Genomic DNA, 17892 nt, shown 5'->3' with positions numbered 1-17892 from the left:
TAAATTGTATCGAACCGCAAAGGGAAAAGCAAGGGAAAAATCACCCCGATGTCATTTTTTTAGGCCATTTCTCGGTCGACCGCTAATGACTCGGCCGGACTCGCGCCAGAGCCAGATAGTAAGTCCGACAGACTGCTAGATATGGTGATAAGACAATCAGTACCATTTTGGCCATTATGTGGTTTGTTAACGGTTGCCTGTACCACCTGGCATTCTTTACACCCATTAATAAAGGAGCTTATGTCTTCGGCGCCATGTTTATTCTTCAAGGGATATTTTTTCTCTGGCAGGGTGTATTTAAGGATAACTTGATTTTTAGCATTTCCAGGGACGTTTATTCTATTACAGGAGCTATTTTCATCATCTATGGATTTGCAGTTTATCCTCTGCTGGGGATGCTCGTTGGGCATGGCTGGCCCCGGTCGCCCTTGCTTGGTGTGGCCCCTTGCCCGACGACCATTTTCACTTATGGAATGTTTCTTCTGACCCAAAGGCGTGTACCAAAGTTGATGCTGATCGTTCCCCTGTTATGGTCTTTTGTCGGTCTCAGTGCGGCCATCAATTTTGGCATTTATGAAGACTTCGGGCTTCTATTGGCAGGTTTGATAGGCACTTCAATGGTGGTAATACGTGACAAGAATAGGGTGTGTCTGTTCCACGTCTGAACGGGTTGAATCATTTCAGCAATGGATGGAATGAAAGTGAGACGTTGAAAATGGTGGTATTCGCCGCGCAGGTATATCCGAACGTTCACCTGTTATCACTTCATCGAGTCGTGTCAGCCAGCTTCTAGGCTGTTTCATGTGAGAATGGGGACGGGCATGAAAATATGCGTTTCTTATGATCGCTGCCCAGTCCGGTTCCTCTCATCTATTCCCAAAAAGTGCCAAATTCACCCAGCCCTGACAATCCACCCTCACTTACGATACCCCTCTTTTTGATGGAGAATCAGAAAAGGGGGGACCCGGAGGCGATTATTCTCACCCTTCAAGAACAAATCAGGGAAAATAATCCCGGGCGCCGGATTCAACATCGGCGTCAACTGTGGCGTATTCGCAGGCCAGACCATCATGCATGCCCATATTCATCTGATTCCAAGACGGGATGGCGATACCCTGAATCCGAGAGGCGGTGTACACGGGGTCATCCCAGGCAAAAAGGGCTACCGATAGGGGGATAGGGGTTCGCAGCGTTTTTCATCGATCCGGCCGTAACAGCGGAAGGGGCCATTCCGAAAGCAGAAAAGCATTCCGTGCCAGTTATGTCAGGACTTCCCTGCAGTTCTTATTGCTATATGTTACCTGGTCCTGTATAGGGCTTGGCGGCTACGATCCGGATATTCTGGACTATCCCCGGGCTCATGGAAGCCCTGCCCGAAGTCCATGTAAAACTGGGCAGGCCCCCTGCGAAGAAGACGGACGGCGGGGGACCTCCAAGAATCACGGCGTGCATTCCACCCTCCGTAAAAGGGGCGTGGGTGATCGACAGCGTCGCGACGCTTCCCGCATTTCGTAGAAAAGGAATTGTCGACAGGTTATTGGACAATGTGCTCGATCTGGGACGAGAGAATGGCTATCGCCAGGCACAGCTTTCGATCTACATGGGTAATACCCCGGCACAGCGTGCCTATGAGAAACGTAGATTCAGGCTGCTCGATGAATGGCCTGACCCAAACTTTGAAAAGGAAATCGCCCCGGATAATGGCCCGTTTGATCTGTGACCTTTGACGAGACTTCATCGACACATGTTTAGGGCCGCGTCATTTCTTAGTTCATCATTGACGGTCGCCTAAAAGGTCTTCCACGTCACAGATATGGAGCCGCCCATTTGTAAATGCCGCCTCATCCCGCATCGCAATCCTTCCGGAGCGGATCGGATATAGCGGTACCGGTCTGGATAACCGACGCTTCGCCAAACTCCAACCAATAATAGACCACCACCAAAGACCGCGTAAACCAAAAAAAACCCTTGACAGAAGTCGAAAATTATTATATCGGATAAAAAAGATCTTATTTATATAATTTAGGAGAAAGGCTCTATGCGATTGACTCGTGCAGGGGAGTATGCGGTTCGAGCTGTGCTGTTTATAGCGGGAAAGGATAAGGGCCAGCTGGTGGGTCGGCGGGAAATCGCACGGGAGATGGAAATTCCGGAGCAGTTTCTTGCCAAGATCGCCCAGCAGCTTGCCAAGGCGGGGTTCATCGAGATCGTTCAAGGCGCAAGGGGGGGATTCCGTCTCCGGGTGCCGCCTGAATCGTTGACTCTCCTCGATGTGGTGGAAGCGGTAGAGGGTGAGATATTCCTGAACGATTGCATCATGGACCCCAAATCGTGCAGGAGGAGCCCCCATTGCGCTGTCCACCGGGTATGGGATCAGGCCAGAACCCAGTTGAGGCAGTGCCTGGGGAACGCGACTTTCTCGAAACTGCTGGAGGAAGGGACATGCGCCCGCCCTTACATGGACAACACCCTCCGATGAAGGGAGGTTCAGGATATGAACAATTAGACGTCAACAATGTCAAGGGATGAGGGAAGGAGGTTTCAAAATGGATGTACTGCTTCTATCGAGACTCCAGTTTGCTGCGGCAACGGCCTTTCACTTTCTGTTTGTACCGCTCACGTTGGGGCTCTCTGTCCTGCTGGCCGTCATGGAGACACGGTATGTGCGTACCGGCGAGGAGATTTACCTCAGAATGGTCCGTTTCTGGGGTAAGATTTTTCTCATCAATTTCGCGATCGGGGTGGTTACCGGCATCACATTGGAATTCCAGTTCGGGACCAACTGGTCGCGCTATTCCGAGTTCATGGGAGACATCTTCGGATCCCTGCTGGCCATCGAGGCCCTGGGGTTTTTTTTCCTGGAGTCCATCCTGCTGGGGGTGTGGATATTTGGCTGGGATAAGATATCCAAACGGGCCCACGCCATCGTCATGTGGCTCATCGCCTTTGCCTCCACGGGCTCGGCGGTGTGGATCTTGACGGCCAACTCCTGGATGCAGCACCCCGTAGGGTATATCATCCGGAACGGACGGGCCGAATTAGAGAGCTTTGCCGAGGTGGCCTTCAACAAGTTCGCGATCCTCATGTTTTTCCACACCGTGGGGGCTGCTTACATCCTGAGTGCCTTTTTTGTGATGGGGATCAGTGCGTACCATCTCCTCAAGAAACAGCACGTGGCGTTCTTCACAAAATCCTTTCGCATGGCCCTGGTCATGGGGCTCATTTCCTCCTTTTTCGTAATCTTCGAAGGTCATTACCACGGGGGTGATCTGGCCCAGACCCAGCCTACCAAGTTGGCTGCCATGGAATCCCACTGGGAAACCACCCGGAACGCACCCGTTTACCTCTTTGCCTTTCCGGATGAGAAAAACCAGAAAAACCTCATTGAAATCGGCCGCATCCCCGGTATGCTGAGCCTTTTGGCATTCCACAGCGCAGATGCCGAGGTCAAGGGGCTCAGAGACTTTCCGGTGGATGAACGGCCCCCGGTCCTGATCACCTTTACCTCCTTCAAGATTATGGTGGGCCTGGGATTCTATTTCGCCCTTGCCACCCTTGTGGGCTGGTTCCTGCGAAAACGGTTGACGGAAAACCCCTGGTACCTGAGGGTTATGCTGTTTTCTATTCCGCTTCCCTATATTGCGGCTGAATTGGGATGGACCCTGGCCGAGGTGGGCCGGCAACCCTGGATCGTCTACGGTCTCATGAGGACTGCCGATGCGGTCTCACCCATTGCCCCGTCTCAGGTAGCGGTGAGCCTGACGGCCTTTATCCTGATTTATGGTTTGTTAGGAGCGGCGGGGTACTGGCTCATCTTTAAGCATGTGAAACAGGGGCCGGCCGCCAATTGACCGTGTGTGGCGCCTTTTCAATCGCAAACCTGCCCGACATGCGGACCTGCCCCCAATTCCGAGGACGCAAAGGGAAAAAGTGACGCAGGCGGGGAGTGCATGTTAGATGAACGGGGCAGGCGGGTCGGCAATCTCAAATCCCAAAAGACAAGGGGGTAATGAAAATGGATCTTCAGGCAATTTGGTATTTTCTCTGGGTACTGTTGTGGGCCGTCTATTTCATTACGGACGGATTTGATCTGGGGATGGGGATTCTCCTCCCCTTCATCTCAAAGAACGATATGGAAAAACGGGTGATCTACAATGCTGCAGGACCCCTCTGGGACGGAAACGAGGTATGGCTCATCACGGCCGGCGGCGTCACTTTCGCGGCGTTCCCTCTGGTCTATGCAGTCATGTTCAGTTCCCTTTACTCAGCCCTCATGCTGGTGCTTTTCGCACTGATCCTGCGGGGGGTCTCATTCGAGTTCAGGGGCAAGATGGACAGTCCGGGGTGGAAAAAGCTATGGGATAGCTGCCTGTTCATTGGGAGCCTGGTCCCCGCCCTGCTTTTGGGCGCCGCCTTTGCCAATATCTTCAGGGGGATCCCCATTGACGGGGAAGGCGTATACCATGGGACCCTTTTCACCCTGCTCAATCCCTACGGGCTCTTGGGAGGTGTCCTTTTTGTGTTCCTGGTGGTGGTTCACGGGGCCATCTGGCTGGCCATCAAGAGCGATGGGGCACTTCATGAACGGGCCGTAAAGGCAGCCAAAGGGGCGTGGTCTGTCCTCCTGGCAGTGGCCGTGATCTTCCTGGCGGCTTCAGCCATATCCACTGACATTTACGGGAACTACCTGGCCCATCCCTTTCTCTCTGTCTTCATTCTCATTACGGTCCTGGCGCTTTTGGGCATCCGCTTTTTCCTGGGTAAGGGAACCTACTGGAAGGCCTGGTTTTCTTCCGCCGTGACCATTGTGGGGGCCTGCTTCTATGGATTCATCGGGCTGTTTCCCAGGATGTTTCCTTCCAGCCTGAACCCGGATTTCACCCTGACGGCCTACAATTCCGCATCCAGTCCCATGACCCTCAAGATCATGCTGGTGCTGGCCCTGATATTTGTACCCATTGTCCTCATCTATCAGGGATGGGCCTACAACCTTTTTAAGGACAAGGTGAAACAGGATGATCTGGCCCGGGAGGAGGCGTATTGAAAGGGTTCATCCATCTGACTGTTGCCCTGTTCAGTGCGAGGCAGGCGGGTTAACCCGGTGTTCGGTGATTTTTTCCTTTTCCTGGTCTGTCGCTGTCCTTTTAAAGTCGCCGGCCTTCTGCATCAACCTGATATGTATTGACACCCAAAGTGCGCGGTGTCTATACTTTGCCGATCTTAATGGAAGGTTTTATCAAGAGGAAGGTCCTGTCATGAAGAGGCTGTGTGCATTGCTGGCCGTAGCGCTTGTCGGCCTGAGTTGGGGATTGGGATGTGGGACAGACGGGGATGAGCCCGGGGGAATACGGCTGCTAACCGAGGAATATGCGCCGCTGAACTATACTGATGGCGGAAACCTCACCGGCCTATCGGTTGAAGTGGTAAAGGAGCTGCTGAAAACCATGCACCGGAGCGCCTCGATTGAGGTGGTAGACTGGGCTGACGGCTACCGGCTGGCGCAGCAGGGCCCTGACACCGGGCTTTTCTCGACGGCAATGACGGCGGAGCGGAAGGATCTTTTCAAGTGGGTAGGCCCCCTTGCCACGGTTGAGGCGCGTTTTTATGCGCGCAAGGGCACCCCTCTTTCGATTAAAAGCCTGGACGATGCAAAGAGGGTCGGTGCCATTGCAACCGTAAAGGATTACTACATGGAGGAGGAGCTTCTGGCCGAAGGCTTCACCAACCTGGTGAGTTGGGCAAGCGGAGCAGAGGCGGGGCAGAAAGTGCTGAACGGCGAGGCCGACCTGATGCCGTACAACAATGTCACCCTGCCCCAGTTGCTGCGGCAGCTGGGTGCGGACGCCGATGCCCTTGTACCGGTTTACGACCTGTCCATGGATGTTGTCTACATTGCCTTCTCAAAAGATGTTCCGGATGCAACGATCCAGGCGTGGCAGGCTGCGCTGGACGGGATTAAAAGGAGCGGCAGGTTTGACAGCATATACGCCCGATGGCTGCCCGATGAAACGCCTCCCGGCGTCCTTCAGCTCATGACCGAGGATTACCCCCCGGTCACATTTATGCAAGACGGTGAGGTAACCGGGCTTGCAACAGATATGGTAAAGGAGATTTGCTTCCGCAACCGCGTTCCCACCCGTATCCGTATGACCTCATGGTCAAGCGCATACCAAATGGCCCTGATAAACCCGAACGTGGTGCTGTTCAGCACCGAGCGGACGGGGCAGCGTGAAGACCTTTTTAACTGGGTCGGTCCCATCGGCCACAATATCACGAGCTTCTATGCACGAAAAGGATCAGGCATCACTGTGACAAGCCTTGACGACGCAAAAAGGGTTGCGGCAATCGGCACGACAACGGGCTGGTTTTCAGAGCAATACCTTGAAGGAGAGGGATTCACAAACCTGGTCAGCTCTCCGCTGCCAACGGGCACCGTTGATAAACTCATCAAAGGCGAGGTCGACCTTGCGGTGTTTACGGATCTGACGACTCCGGAAATCCTTGAAGAGGCCGGCTACACCATGGACGACATAGAGCCGGTGTATGCAGTCATGACCACCTATTTTTATATTGCCCTCTCCCTGGGCACTCCGCAGGAGACGGTCTCCCTGTGGCGGCAAACGCTTCAGGCCATTAAGGATGACGGGACATTCGAGCGGATTTACAAAAAATATGTTCCCGGCGCTGATATAACCGATTTGCTTTAAGGGGATATGAGGCCTATGAAAAAATCGTGCAGGAAGGGTCATTATGTATCCAGAGATAAGAAAGTTCCTAACGCTACCAATATGTCGGCCGTGTGAAAGCGTGGCGCAAAGCGACTTCCACCGCATTCCCCTCGGAACGAGGTATTTTTTTTGGACGTTTGGAGATCATTTGAGCCCGCTGATGATGCGTCAGGCTAAGAGATGAGCACTGCACAAAAATTCTGAGACCCCGCTGTAATAGAAAGGAGAATGCCATGAAAGTACTCGCCCTGAATTCAAGTCCACGAGGCCATGGCCAGAGCGCCCAAGGAGACCTGGGCCTTTTGATGCGCATGAACCAGATCTTTGGGAAACAGGGATAACACGCCTTTGAAGAGGGGGATGTCCAGAACAGCATAAAATTCCTCAAGTGCCACAAGACCGGGTGGTTTTGGCATGGCCGAAGGCAGGGGTGGGGGCCTTGGAGGAGCGACGGTCCGTATATGGGTTCCGTGGGAGCAATTTCGGATACTCCCAAGGGACTCGATTTTTTTCTTGACATTATTTTTGAGCAGGGATATGAATCACACCATGGATACAGACACAAGACACATCTCAGCGATGGATCTCAGGAACTGGTGGTGGCGCAGCTTCAACAGGGAGGTGCGCCCGTCTGCGTTGAGATAGTCTGAAGATATCGAAATTCAAAGACCGCGGGCCCCTCCGGGGGGCCCCCGGTCTTTTTGTTTAAGGTAAATAAAAATAAAAAAGGGCCGTGGGACGGAAGTTCCCACGCCCCTTTTCTATTGCGGAGCGAAACTTGGAAACAAGAACCTCATTTTCTCAGTTCAAGGGGATGGCAGGCAAGGGCAATCTGATATTGGTCTGTCAGGAGATCATGGCGGACACGGAAACGCCTGTCTCGGTTTACCTGAGGGTCAAAGGGATGCCCTATTCCTATCTTCTGGAGAGCGCCGACCGGGGCGAGAGGTGGGGACGATACAGCATTATCGGTTTTGATCCCTATTTGACGGTCCTTTCCTATTGCCACGAGACAGAGGTGGCGGACAAATCAGGCAATAGACAGTCAATCCGCAATCCCTCAAACCCCCTTCTTGTCTTAAGGGCGCTGTGCCGAAGATTCAGGCCTGTTGAGGCGGGCCTGGCGCCTCTGTTTCAGGGGGGATTTGTGGGGTACTGCAATTACGATCTGATGGGAAAATGGGAACGGCTGCCGGGTCGCCCCCACCAGGATGAGAAACTTCCGGAGGCCGTTTTTACAATTTCCCAAAGGCTGATCGTCTTTGATCATCTGAAGCACACGGTGAAGGTGGCGGCACTTAGCCATCTCGAGGATGAGACGGATCTGAAGGAGGCCTATGCCGGGGCCTGCCGGAGTATCGATGAGACCATGAACCTGCTTCAGTCACCAGTTCCTGCTAGCAATATAGAGCCGTTTGCGCTGTCAAAACTCCATGGCAATTTCAGCAAAGAGGAATTTGAGCAGGCGGTAGAGAGGGCCAAGGAATACATTGTTTCGGGGGATGTGATCCAGGTGGTCCTCTCTCAGAGACTCTCGGGAGAGGCTTCCGGGGATGCATTCGCCCTCTATCGAAACCTGCGGAGCATCAACCCGTCTCCCTACATGTTCTATCTCAATTTCGGAGATATCCGATTGATCGGCGCCTCTCCCGAGATCCTCGTCCGGCTCACGGGCAACAGGATCCAGCTTCGTCCCATTGCCGGCACCCGGCCCAGGGGTCATACCCGGGAGGAGGATCTGCGCTTCGAAAAGGAGCTTGTCGCAGATCCCAAGGAACGGGCCGAACATATCATGCTGGTGGATCTGGGAAGAAATGACGTGGGTCGGGTGGCGGCGCCTGGATCGGTGTCGGTGCCCCGGCTCATGGAGGTGGAACGCTACTCCCATGTGATGCACCTGGTCTCCCATGTGGAGGGGCGGTTGAGATCCGACAAAGACGCCTTTGACCTCTTCATGTCGGCCTTTCCGGCCGGCACGGTCTCGGGGGCCCCCAAGATCAGGGCCATGGAAATCATCAACGAACTGGAACCGACCCCGAGGGGGCCCTATGCCGGCGCAGTGGGCTATTTCGGGTTCAACGGCAACATGGACTTCTGCATCACCATCCGCACCATTGCTGTGGCCAAAAACAGGCTTTCCGTACAGGTGGGGGCGGGCATCGTGGCCGACTCTTCCCCTGAGGGGGAGTACAACGAGACCCTCGGAAAGGCCGCGGCCATGCTCAAGAGCATCGAGGAGGCGAAAAGAGATGATTCTGGTCATCGACAACTATGACTCCTTTACCTACAACCTGGTCCAGATCCTTCAAGTGATGGGCCGGGAGGTGAGGGTTTTCAGGAATGATGAGATCACCCTTGACCGCATGGAAAGGGAACATCCTTCAGGGATCGTGGTATCGCCCGGGCCCGGGGGCCCGGATCAGGCCGGCATATCCATGCCGGCGATCCGGCATTTTGGATCGGACATCCCTGTTATGGGGGTATGCCTCGGGCACCAGTCCATTGCCGCGGCCTATGGCGGAAGGGTGAAGCGGGCCGACCGGATCATGCACGGCAAGACCTCCCTCATCTTTCACGACGGCCGGACCGTGTATCAGGGTCTCCCCAACCCGTTCGAGGCGGTCCGGTACCACTCCCTCATCGTTGAGCGGGATTCTCTCCCCGATTGTCTGGAGGTCAGTTCGTGGACCGGGGAGGGGGAGATTATGGGTCTGAGGCATCAGGAATACCGGGTGGAGGGCGTGCAGTTTCACCCGGAGTCTATTTTAAGCAGGCAGGGAGCTGACATCTTACAAACCTTATTCAAGGCATAAGCAGAAGGAGGGACGGATCATGATCAAAGAGGCGATTGGAAAGGTGGTCACAGGAGAAGACCTTACCGAAGCGGAGATGGCGGCGGCCATGGAGGAGATGATGGCCGGGAGGGCCACGGAGGCGCAGATCGGGGCCTTTGTCACGGCCTTGAGGATGAAGGGGGAGACCGTGGACGAGATTACGGGCGCAGCCAGGGTCATGAGAAACAGGGCCATAAAGGTACACCTCAATAACCACGCGGTCAACATCGACCGTGATGAGATCAATGTGGAGGATGAGACCATCCTCGACACCTGCGGCACCGGGGGGGACGGCACCAATACCTTCAATGTCTCCACGGCTACGGCATTTGTGGCCGCAGGCGCCGGGGTCAAGGTGGCCAAACATGGAAACCGGGCGGTGTCGAGCCATTGTGGAAGTGCCGATGTGCTTGAGAAGCTGGGGGTGAAGATCGACGTGACCAGCAGCGACGTGGAGAGATGTCTGCAGGAAGTGGGGATCGGGTTTTTGTATGCGCCGCTCTTTCACGGGGCCATGAAATACGCTGCCGGACCGAGGCGGGAAATCGGTCTGCGCACCATATTCAATCTTATCGGTCCCCTTGCCAACCCGGCCGGGGCCTCGGCCCAGGTCCTGGGGGTCTATGAACCCGGTTTGACCGACACCATGGCCCATGTCCTCAAGAGACTCGGGACCAGGGAGGCGTTTGTCGTATGCGGTGAAGGGACCTTTGACGAGATCAGCATCTGCGGTCCCACCCGGATATCTCATCTTCGGGATGAAGGGATCCGGAGCTTTGACATGACCCCGGAGGAATACGGCCTTAAGCGGGCGGCCCCGGAGGCCATAAAGGGCGGCAACCCGAGAGAGAACGCCTCCATTATCCGGGAAATCCTGGACGGCCGGAAAAAACCGACACGGGACATGGTCGTCCTCAATGCCGCGGCCGCATTTGTGGCAACAGGTCTTGATCGCGACTTCAAAGGAGGTATTGAAAGGGCAAAAGATTCCATTGATTCAGGCCGGGCCAGGGAAAAACTCCATTCCCTCGTGGATTTCACCCAGGGATGCAGGAACTTTGTCCTGAACGATCTTTGAGGGTGACCCTATGAATCCGCGATTGGCCGGGATACTGGCCCAAAAACGCAAGGAAGTGGAAGACCTGAAGGAAAAAGGGGTGTCAACCAAAATGGATGAAGACGTCCCCCCTGTTCGCGATTTCAGAGGCGCTCTCTTCGGGGAGGATCGGATTACCGTGATCGCTGAGATCAAGTTCGCCTCTCCGTCCGCGGGAATACTCCTTAAAGACGGCGATCCGGTTCAAATCGCCCGGATCTACGAGGGGGCCGGGGCCGGGGCCGTCTCCCTCCTCACGGACAGGCGGTTTTTCCACGGAGACATCAGGTATCTGCCCCGCGTCCGGCGTGCCATCTCCCTCCCGGTGCTGCGCAAGGACTTTATCATGGATCCCATCCAGGTGGAGGAGTCCATCCGCTTCGGCGCTGATGCCATACTCCTGATTGCCGGGATCCTTTCGCGCAACCGTTTGAAGGAGCTGCTGACCATGGCCCGGGGATCGGGAATGGCCTGTCTGACCGAGGTCCATAACAGAGATGAATTGGAGAGCGCGATCGCGTGCGGGGCGGACATCATCGGGATCAACAACCGTGACTTGACCACATTTGCGGTGGATATCCATACGACCCTTGATCTGGCCCCCCTCATCCCGGATGGGTGTATCCGCGTCAGCGAGAGCGGCGTCTCAAACCATGAGGAGATCCGCAGACTGAGACAAAGCAATATCCATGCGGTCCTGGTGGGGACCTCGCTGATGAAGGCCCGTGACATGGGGGCCAAAACCAGGGAACTGGCGGATGCGGGAAGGGGCAATGGCACGGGTTAAGGTGTGCGGTATTACCTCCCTTGAAGATGCACAAATGGCGATTCGATCAGGGGCGGATGCCATCGGCCTTATCTTTGCCCCCAGCCCCAGAAGGATCCGGCCGGAAGAGGCGCGGGAGATTATCAACAACGTTCCCCCCTTTGTGAAGACCGTCGGGGTCTTTGTGGACGAACGGCCCTATGTGGTGAGGCAGATCATAGAATTCTGCGGCATTGACCTGGTCCAGTTTCACGGTGAGGAATCCCCGGAGGCGTGCGGGGAGTTTATGCCCTGCACTGTAAAGGCCTTCCGGGTCAGGGACGGGTCCGTGCTTTCATTGATGCGGCAATACCAGGGAAGGATCAGGGCCATGCTGCTGGACGCCTTTTCCCCTGAAAGGGCCGGGGGGACCGGACAACTCTTTGACTGGACAATTGCCGTGACAGCCAAGGGGTTGGGAATCCCGGTCATCTTGTCAGGGGGACTCAACCCCTCCAATATCGGGGATGCCATCAAAAAGGTGAAGCCCTTTGCAGTGGATGTGAACAGCGGCATTGAAGAGCGGCCGGGGAAAAAGGACCCCGTGCTTATGGAAAAATTTATGAAAAGGATCAGAGATGTGGACAAGGGAAGGAATTTAAATGAATAGGAGAGGATACTACGGAGAATTCGGGGGCGCCTTCATTCCCGAGATACTCACGGCCACCTTCGATGCGCTTGAGGATGCATTCGAAAAGGCCAGGGGGGATGCCTCCTTCTGGGAGGAATACTCGGATATGATGTCCGCCTACTCTTGCAGGCCCACGCCCCTTACCTTTGCCGGAAACCTGACAAGACATTTCAAAGGGCCGCGCATCTATGTCAAGAGGGAAGATCTGAATCATACCGGGGCGCACAAGATAAACAACGTCATGGGCCAGGGTCTCCTGGTCAGGCGCATGGGAAAGAGCCGCGTTGTGGCGGAGACCGGCGCGGGCCAGCACGGCGTGGCAACGGCTACCATGGCCGCCCGATTCGGGTTCGGGTGCACCATCTATATGGGAGAGGTGGACGTGGAACGGCAGAGGCCCAATGTCTTCTGGATGGAGCGTCTGGGTGCTGAGGTCATCCCGGTGAAAGACGGGACGCGGATACTCAAGGACGCCATAAACCAGGCCTTTCGGGACTGGGCTGCCCATATGGAGGATACCCACTATGTACTGGGCACCGCCTGCGGTCCCCACCCGTTCCCGGAGATGGTCGCCTATTTTCAGTCCATCATCGGCAAGGAGGCCCGGGACCGGATGTTAACACTCGAAGGCAAGATGCCGTCTCGTGTGTATGCCTGCGTGGGAGGCGGCTCCAACGCCCTGGGGATCTTCAGCGGGTTCCTGGATGATCCGGTGGACTTGGTAGGGGTTGAGGCCGCGGGAGAGGGTCTGGAAACAGGAAGACATGCGGCCAGACTTGCATCCAATGATGGATCCATGGGTGTGGCCCAGGGGTATAAGACCTATTTTCTCCAGGACCGTGAAGGACAGATGAAAGAGACCCACAGCGTGGCCGCAGGCCTGGACTATGTGGGCGTCTCCCCGATCCTTGCCTCCCATCGGGAGACAGGGCGAATCCGGTTTGAGGCGGTGACCGATTCAGAGGTTTTGGACGCCATGTCGCTCACCATCAAAAAGGAGGGCCTGATACCGGCCCTTGAGTCGTCCCATGCCTTTGCCCAGGCCTTCAAAGAGGCCCCTTATCTGTCGAGAGACGATATCATCCTGATCAACCAGTCGGGCCGGGGAGATAAGGACATCTTTACCATTGCCGATGCATTCGTCGATCCGGGCTGGCAGCGATTTATCCGCAAAAAAGGATGTGAGTATGGCACTTGAATCTTATATTCGAAAAAAGCTGGAGAAAAAGGATATCCTCCTGATGACCCATACGGTGCTGGGATACCCTTCCATTGAGGATTCCTTCAGGATCATCGAGACCATGGTGGCGGCCGGTGTGGATCTGATGGAACTGCAGATCCCCTTTTCAGAACCGATGGCGGACGGTCCTGTGATTGTCCGCGCCAATCAGGCGGCCCTCAAACAGGGAGTCGGCGTGGAGGGTTGCCTCGATATTGCCGAACAGGCCGTTCGATCGTTTGATATCCCCTTCCTGCTGATGACCTATTATAACATCCCCTTTTGCTACGGTGTTGATGCGTTTGTGGCTTCCATGGCCGAAAGGGGCCTGCAGGGGGCCATCATCCCGGACCTGCCGGTTGAGGAGGGCCGTGATTACCTGAAGGCGATGCAGCGGCACAACCTGTCTTCCATTCTGATGTTCTCGCCCACCACATCGGAGACTCGGATGAACCTGATCAGCGGCCTTGCCCGAGGCTTTATCTATTGCGTGGCGCGGAAGGGGGTCACCGGAGCGGACACGGCCTTTTCCCGTGACGTGTCCCTCTATCTCGGCCGATGCCGCAAGGCCTGCGGGCTCCCTCTTGCCGTGGGATTCGGGATCAAGGATCGACGGGATGTGGATTTTCTGAAGGGGAAGGCGGATATCGCGGTCATAGGAAGCCGGACCATCCGCGAGGTGGAGGAGAAGGGGGTCGCGTCCGTGGGCGGATTTATCCGCGGGTTGCGCCCATAGGGTCATTTTCAGGGGCGTCCGGGGATACAATCCTTGATATGCCGCCTGGAATAGTGGTAAAAAGCCGTGCATGATGTTGAAGGGTCTGAAACTGGAAAGGAGGGAAAGGAACCCGCATGCACAATAAGCCTGTCTCCCGTTGCCCCAGGAGCATTTGGCATAGGGGGTTTTTCATGATGTGTTGCCTCCTTTTCGGGGCGGCATGGGCGGCACCCCCCGGCATCATGGCCGGTGCCCCTGTTTTGCCCCCTCGGCCGGTCCCCTCAGAAGCGTTGCAGCAGGTCCTGCACCGCGTGGTCGTTCGAAACCTCCGGAAACACCCCTGCCTCAAGCCGGAAGACGTCCACGTGGCCCTCATCGATCTGGCCGATCCGAACCGGCCGGAACTCGCCCATATCAATGGTCATCAACCGGTATATCCCTCGAGCGTCATCAAGATGGTGTACATGGGCTATGTCTACCGTCTGGCCGGCACCGGGAAGCTCACGATCACCCCGGAGGTCTACCAGAAGCTTTATCAGATGATTCACCCTTCCAGCAATACGGCCACTGCCTGGATTGTGGACCTCTGGAGCGGCACATCGGGAGACGACCTGAGATCTCCCGAGGCGTACCGGGAATTTGCCCACAGGCGAAACGCCTGTAACCGGTGGCTTCGGTCCCTGGGGATTGAGGACATCAATGCCTGCCAGAAGACATGGGGGAGCCCGATCCCGCCAGGGGAAAGGCAGTTCTTGCGGAATGGAGCGCCTTCGGGCCCATGGGTCAACCGCAATTCCATGACTGCCGTGGCCGCGGCCAGGTTCCTGCAGCTCGTGGCCCAGGACGCCCTGGTCGACAAGAAAAGCTGCGATGCCATGCGCAGACTCATGGAAAGGGATGTGCAGAAGCAGCGCTATCAGAGGATGCGGATCGCCGGTGGCGCCCCTGCGGGCGCCAAGGTCTATTCCAAGACCGGCACCACGTCCGACACCTTTCATGACGCCGGGATCGTGGTACTCCCCGATGGACCCACATTCGTGTTGGCCATCTTCATCACAGGTCCATGCCGGACCGGTTTTATCAGGGATGCGGCCCACGATCTGTCCGATCATTTTATGGATGACACGTCGAAGGGATTGGGGAATTGAGGAATTGGGGCGCATTGCTCGTCCTGGGCATAAAGACAGCTCAACCCATCTTGTTTTCCTGGAATGATCACGCTTGATGCATTCGTAAAAAAAAGTCGTCACCCCGTTGAAAAACGGGGTCCAGAGGTTTTGTAACTGATTGAATCCCGCTGTTGCGGGACTGGATTCCGGCTTTCGCCGGAATGACGAAAAAATGACATTTCATGACTTTTTACGAGACCATCACGCTTGATGCGTGAAACGAGAAAGATAAAGGATGCGAATTATGAACGCAGTCTTGAAATCCATCGTGGTTGGGGGCCTTATCGCCTTCATGGTGTTTGTCCAGTTATATGATCCGGGAACAGCACCCCTGCGGGTGGTGAGTCTTGTGGCGGGCCTGGGCATGGCGGCCGCACTGGCGATCCTGGCCCGGGCAAGAGAGGCGTCGCCCATTCATAAGGCCATGCTCGGCTTTGTTCTCCTGTCAGGCCTGTGTATATGGATATGGCCCGGAGGAGCGGGCCGGTTGGCCACCAGATTTTCCATCCCTCTATTGTACGCCGTATTTTTTCTGATGGCGATTGTCCCCCTTCTTCTAAAGCGCGAGGGCTTCACCCTCTATTTTGCCAGAAAGACCGTGCCCGATGCCGTGTGGCAAACAGATCTGTTTAAGGTCATCAACCGGCACGTGAGCGCCTTGTGGGCCGGGCTTTTTCTCCTCGCCTTTTTGTCAGCCCTTATTCCCCATCTCCCGGGAATGGATGGATGGCTGGCCCACGTAATCTTTGAGGGGGCCGTCCCCGCGGCCCTGTTGGTAGGGGCGGGAATTTTTGTGTCCCGCTGGTATCCTTCCTATTACCAGCGGAAGACCCATACAAAAGAGAGACCAAAAACGGCGGAAAAGGCACCTGATTCATCCTCTCGATGGATGCCCCGGACATGCAGGGAACTTCTTGAGATGATGCCTAAAGGCTTTCGTCCGGACGCGGCTGAAGGGGTGTCGGCTGTTTACCAGTTCGAAATGAGCGGCCCTGAAACCTTTGTGGCCCACTTAAGGATTGAAGATGGGACATGCACCTATGCAGATGGTCCCGCCCAGAGCCCCGGAGTGGTAGTCAAGAGTCCGTCCGATGTATGGCTGGCCATATCAACGGGTCAGATGGACGGCCAGGAGGCCTTCATGAGCGGCAAATACCAGGTGGAAGGGGACCTGATGCTCTTGATGCGGCTCCAGTCGTTTTTTTTAAGGCGATAGCATTGTTGAAGGTCCAGGCAGGGGTTCAAAAGTCCGGAGTTTTACGTCGATCGGGGCTTCGCAGGGCCTTGGCATGATGCCAATGCCCTCTTTCACAACAGTGTGTGTTGTCGCATCCTTTTTCCCGCCAGGATAAACCAGATGACCGACAGGACCTGCATGCCCAGCATGAGACCGAAGCCTGCCTGATAACCAGCCGGCGCGTACCTCCCGTCCTGCAAAACCGGCCACAGGTTGATTATTTCGCCGATGCCCCACTGACCCCCAAAGGCCACCACAAATACCATGACATTGAGGCCCGTGTTGACCCGGCCTGCCAGATTTCCGGGAAAGCTCTGACACAAGATGGCGTAATTGAGGACCCCGGCTGCCCCGAAAAAACCGAACAGGATCCAGAGCGGCAGGGCGAGAGACAGGATATGGAGGATGATGAGCCCCTGGATTACCATGAAGACCCCCATTCCGGACACCGAGACATAAAGCGGCTTGATCCCTGACCTGCTGAGGCGGGCGGCCAGGGCCCCGATCAGGACAAATCCCACCACCATTGACGCGGCAATCAGCAGCAGTCCCCGGGCCATGGCCATCCGGCCATAACCTGCCACATCCCGCAGCCAGGGACCTGCCCACAGCGTCTGAATTGCCATAAACGTGGCCTGGGACGTTACGGACCAGGGGGCGATGCGCCAGAAAACAGGGCTTTTATATACGGTGCCGATGCCGCGCACCTGTTCCTTGAGGGTGGCGCCGCTCCCCTCGGCCCTGCGCTCAGGGACAATGAAAAAGATGGCCACCGCTACCCCGAGGGTGAGTACGGCCAGGAGGGTGAATACCATTCTCCAGTCGGTGATCTGTAACGCCGCCTCCACGGGCATCGTGCCGGTGAGTGCGCCCAGCCCCCCCACCGCCACCTGAATCCCGTTGACAAGAGGCAATCGTTCTTTGGGAAACCAGATCACAAATGCAGTAAAGGCGCCCATCAGGCATGAGGAGACCCCAAAACCGATGAGGGCGCGACCGATAATGAGGCCCGGCACGCTGTCGGCCGTCGCAAAGATGAAGGCGCCCACCGCGGCAAAGAGGAGGAGGGAAGCCTCGGTTTTTCGCGAACCGAACCGATCCAGGAGCACCCCGAGGGGGAGTTGAAAGGCGGCAAACGTCAGGAAATAGGTGGAAGTGAGAAGCCCCAGATCACCGGGATTCAGGCCGAGATCCGCCACCAGGTTGGGGGCGATGACCGCATTCACCACGCGGTAGAGATACGAGAAGAAATAGCCGATGGCAAAGGGAATGAAGACACGCAGCAAGGTGGTTCGTGAAGGGGCCAAAGGGGGTGTTGAGTTCATTGAGTTATTGGGTTTATTGAGTTATTGGGTTTACTGGGTTGTTTCTAAGATGTTCAAGCCGTTGAATGCCGGAACATTCAATCCCTCGTTCCAATGCCCTGCGCAGGAACAACTTAAGCGATGCGCTGCT

18 protein-coding genes and 1 pseudogene are annotated in these 17892 nt (G+C 55.8%); 17 read left to right on the top strand and 2 right to left on the bottom strand.

What is annotated here, in order from left to right; translation table 11 throughout:
* The first annotated feature begins 134 nt into the window (after positions 1–134).
* The 7 genes and pseudogenes from K9N21_14970 (at position 135) to K9N21_14940 (ending at position 6707) form a co-directional block, all read left to right on the top strand.
* A pseudogene (locus K9N21_14970) lies at positions 135–665 on the top strand (DUF6064 family protein).
* Positions 666–947: 282 nt separating this feature from the next.
* Entirely contained in the window at positions 948–1172 is a 225-nt protein-coding gene (locus K9N21_14965) for an HIT family protein (GenBank protein MCF8145215.1), read from the top strand.
* Positions 1173–1318: 146 nt separating this feature from the next.
* Positions 1319–1720 (top strand): GNAT family N-acetyltransferase, encoded by a 402-nt coding sequence (locus K9N21_14960; protein MCF8145214.1) that lies wholly within the window; start codon positions 1319–1321, stop codon positions 1718–1720.
* 318 nt (positions 1721–2038) lie between these two features.
* Entirely contained in the window at positions 2039–2479 is a 441-nt protein-coding gene (locus K9N21_14955; protein MCF8145213.1) for an Rrf2 family transcriptional regulator, read from the top strand.
* 67 nt (positions 2480–2546) lie between these two features.
* Entirely contained in the window at positions 2547–3851 is a 1305-nt protein-coding gene (locus K9N21_14950) for a cytochrome ubiquinol oxidase subunit I (protein ID MCF8145212.1), read from the top strand.
* Positions 3852–4015: 164 nt separating this feature from the next.
* On the top strand, positions 4016–5044 hold the full coding sequence (gene cydB, locus K9N21_14945) for a cytochrome d ubiquinol oxidase subunit II (GenBank protein MCF8145211.1): 1029 nt from the start codon (positions 4016–4018) through the stop codon (positions 5042–5044).
* A gap of 211 nt (positions 5045–5255) precedes the next feature.
* Positions 5256–6707 (top strand): transporter substrate-binding domain-containing protein, encoded by a 1452-nt coding sequence (locus tag K9N21_14940; GenBank protein MCF8145210.1) that lies wholly within the window; start codon positions 5256–5258, stop codon positions 6705–6707.
* Between the two features lie 275 nt (positions 6708–6982).
* Here the strand turns inward: K9N21_14940 and K9N21_14935 are convergent, their stop codons facing one another.
* Complete coding sequence (locus K9N21_14935) at positions 6983–7144, bottom strand: hypothetical protein (protein MCF8145209.1); 162 nt, start codon at positions 7142–7144, stop codon at positions 6983–6985.
* 45 nt (positions 7145–7189) lie between these two features.
* Between K9N21_14935 and K9N21_14930 the strand changes: the two genes are divergently transcribed.
* From K9N21_14930 to K9N21_14885, 10 genes are all read left to right on the top strand, one after another.
* The gene (locus K9N21_14930; protein ID MCF8145208.1) at positions 7190–7378 is read left to right on the top strand and encodes a hypothetical protein; all 189 of its coding nucleotides are present in this window, start codon (positions 7190–7192) and stop codon (positions 7376–7378) included.
* A gap of 164 nt (positions 7379–7542) precedes the next feature.
* A complete protein-coding gene (trpE, locus tag K9N21_14925) occupies positions 7543–9003 on the top strand; it encodes an anthranilate synthase component I (GenBank protein ID MCF8145207.1) in 1461 nt (486 codons plus the stop codon).
* On the top strand, positions 8978–9541 hold the full coding sequence (locus K9N21_14920; protein MCF8145206.1) for an aminodeoxychorismate/anthranilate synthase component II: 564 nt from the start codon (positions 8978–8980) through the stop codon (positions 9539–9541). Before trpE ends, K9N21_14920 begins: the two co-directional genes overlap by 26 nt.
* 19 nt (positions 9542–9560) lie before the next feature.
* Positions 9561–10640 carry an anthranilate phosphoribosyltransferase gene (gene trpD / locus K9N21_14915; protein MCF8145205.1) on the top strand — a complete coding sequence of 360 codons (1080 nt, stop codon included), beginning with the start codon at positions 9561–9563 and terminating at the stop codon, positions 10638–10640.
* Between the two features lie 10 nt (positions 10641–10650).
* Positions 10651–11445, top strand: a complete 795-nt coding sequence (gene trpC / locus K9N21_14910; protein MCF8145204.1) for an indole-3-glycerol phosphate synthase TrpC — start codon at positions 10651–10653, stop codon at positions 11443–11445.
* Positions 11432–12073 carry a phosphoribosylanthranilate isomerase gene (locus K9N21_14905; GenBank protein MCF8145203.1) on the top strand — a complete coding sequence of 214 codons (642 nt, stop codon included), beginning with the start codon at positions 11432–11434 and terminating at the stop codon, positions 12071–12073. Before trpC ends, K9N21_14905 begins: the two co-directional genes overlap by 14 nt.
* Positions 12066–13292, top strand: a complete 1227-nt coding sequence (gene trpB, locus K9N21_14900) for a tryptophan synthase subunit beta (protein ID MCF8145202.1) — start codon at positions 12066–12068, stop codon at positions 13290–13292. The genes K9N21_14905 and trpB overlap by 8 nt, the downstream gene beginning before the upstream one ends.
* On the top strand, positions 13282–14049 hold the full coding sequence (gene trpA / locus K9N21_14895; GenBank protein ID MCF8145201.1) for a tryptophan synthase subunit alpha: 768 nt from the start codon (positions 13282–13284) through the stop codon (positions 14047–14049). The genes trpB and trpA overlap by 11 nt, the downstream gene beginning before the upstream one ends.
* Positions 14050–14222: 173 nt before the next feature.
* On the top strand, positions 14223–15179 hold the full coding sequence (locus K9N21_14890; protein ID MCF8145200.1) for a class A beta-lactamase-related serine hydrolase: 957 nt from the start codon (positions 14223–14225) through the stop codon (positions 15177–15179).
* Positions 15180–15444: 265 nt separating this feature from the next.
* Positions 15445–16416 (top strand): SCP2 sterol-binding domain-containing protein, encoded by a 972-nt coding sequence (locus K9N21_14885; GenBank protein MCF8145199.1) that lies wholly within the window; start codon positions 15445–15447, stop codon positions 16414–16416.
* A gap of 92 nt (positions 16417–16508) precedes the next feature.
* On the opposite strand, the gene K9N21_14880 is transcribed toward K9N21_14885, so the two are convergent.
* Entirely contained in the window at positions 16509–17762 is a 1254-nt protein-coding gene (locus K9N21_14880) for an MFS transporter (GenBank protein MCF8145198.1), read from the bottom strand.
* Between the last annotated feature and the right edge of the window lie 130 nt (positions 17763–17892).

The organism is Deltaproteobacteria bacterium, from assembly GCA_021737785.1.
In the GTDB taxonomy this organism is placed as follows: domain Bacteria; phylum Desulfobacterota; class DSM-4660; order Desulfatiglandales; family Desulfatiglandaceae; genus AUK324.
This window is presented reverse-complemented; position numbering and strand designations above follow the sequence as displayed.

Excerpts from the sequence above, each read along its gene's own strand:
- K9N21_14955 (MCF8145213.1), top strand. The coding sequence starts at position 2,039 with ATGCGATTGACTCGTGCAGGGGAGTATGCGGTTCGAGCTGTGCTGTTT.
- K9N21_14950 (MCF8145212.1), top strand. The coding sequence starts at position 2,547 with ATGGATGTACTGCTTCTATCGAGACTCCAGTTTGCTGCGGCAACGGCC.
- cydB (MCF8145211.1), top strand. The coding sequence starts at position 4,016 with ATGGATCTTCAGGCAATTTGGTATTTTCTCTGGGTACTGTTGTGGGCC.
- K9N21_14940 (MCF8145210.1), top strand. The coding sequence starts at position 5,256 with ATGAAGAGGCTGTGTGCATTGCTGGCCGTAGCGCTTGTCGGCCTGAGT.
- K9N21_14935 (MCF8145209.1), bottom strand. The coding sequence starts at position 7,144 with ATGCCAAAACCACCCGGTCTTGTGGCACTTGAGGAATTTTATGCTGTT.
- K9N21_14930 (MCF8145208.1), top strand. The coding sequence starts at position 7,190 with ATGGGTTCCGTGGGAGCAATTTCGGATACTCCCAAGGGACTCGATTTT.
- trpE (MCF8145207.1), top strand. The coding sequence starts at position 7,543 with ATGGCAGGCAAGGGCAATCTGATATTGGTCTGTCAGGAGATCATGGCG.
- K9N21_14920 (MCF8145206.1), top strand. The coding sequence starts at position 8,978 with ATGATTCTGGTCATCGACAACTATGACTCCTTTACCTACAACCTGGTC.
- trpD (MCF8145205.1), top strand. The coding sequence starts at position 9,561 with ATGATCAAAGAGGCGATTGGAAAGGTGGTCACAGGAGAAGACCTTACC.
- trpC (MCF8145204.1), top strand. The coding sequence starts at position 10,651 with ATGAATCCGCGATTGGCCGGGATACTGGCCCAAAAACGCAAGGAAGTG.
- K9N21_14905 (MCF8145203.1), top strand. The coding sequence starts at position 11,432 with ATGGCACGGGTTAAGGTGTGCGGTATTACCTCCCTTGAAGATGCACAA.
- trpB (MCF8145202.1), top strand. The coding sequence starts at position 12,066 with ATGAATAGGAGAGGATACTACGGAGAATTCGGGGGCGCCTTCATTCCC.
- trpA (MCF8145201.1), top strand. The coding sequence starts at position 13,282 with ATGGCACTTGAATCTTATATTCGAAAAAAGCTGGAGAAAAAGGATATC.
- K9N21_14890 (MCF8145200.1), top strand. The coding sequence starts at position 14,223 with ATGATGTGTTGCCTCCTTTTCGGGGCGGCATGGGCGGCACCCCCCGGC.
- K9N21_14885 (MCF8145199.1), top strand. The coding sequence starts at position 15,445 with ATGAACGCAGTCTTGAAATCCATCGTGGTTGGGGGCCTTATCGCCTTC.
- K9N21_14880 (MCF8145198.1), bottom strand. The coding sequence starts at position 17,762 with ATGAACTCAACACCCCCTTTGGCCCCTTCACGAACCACCTTGCTGCGT.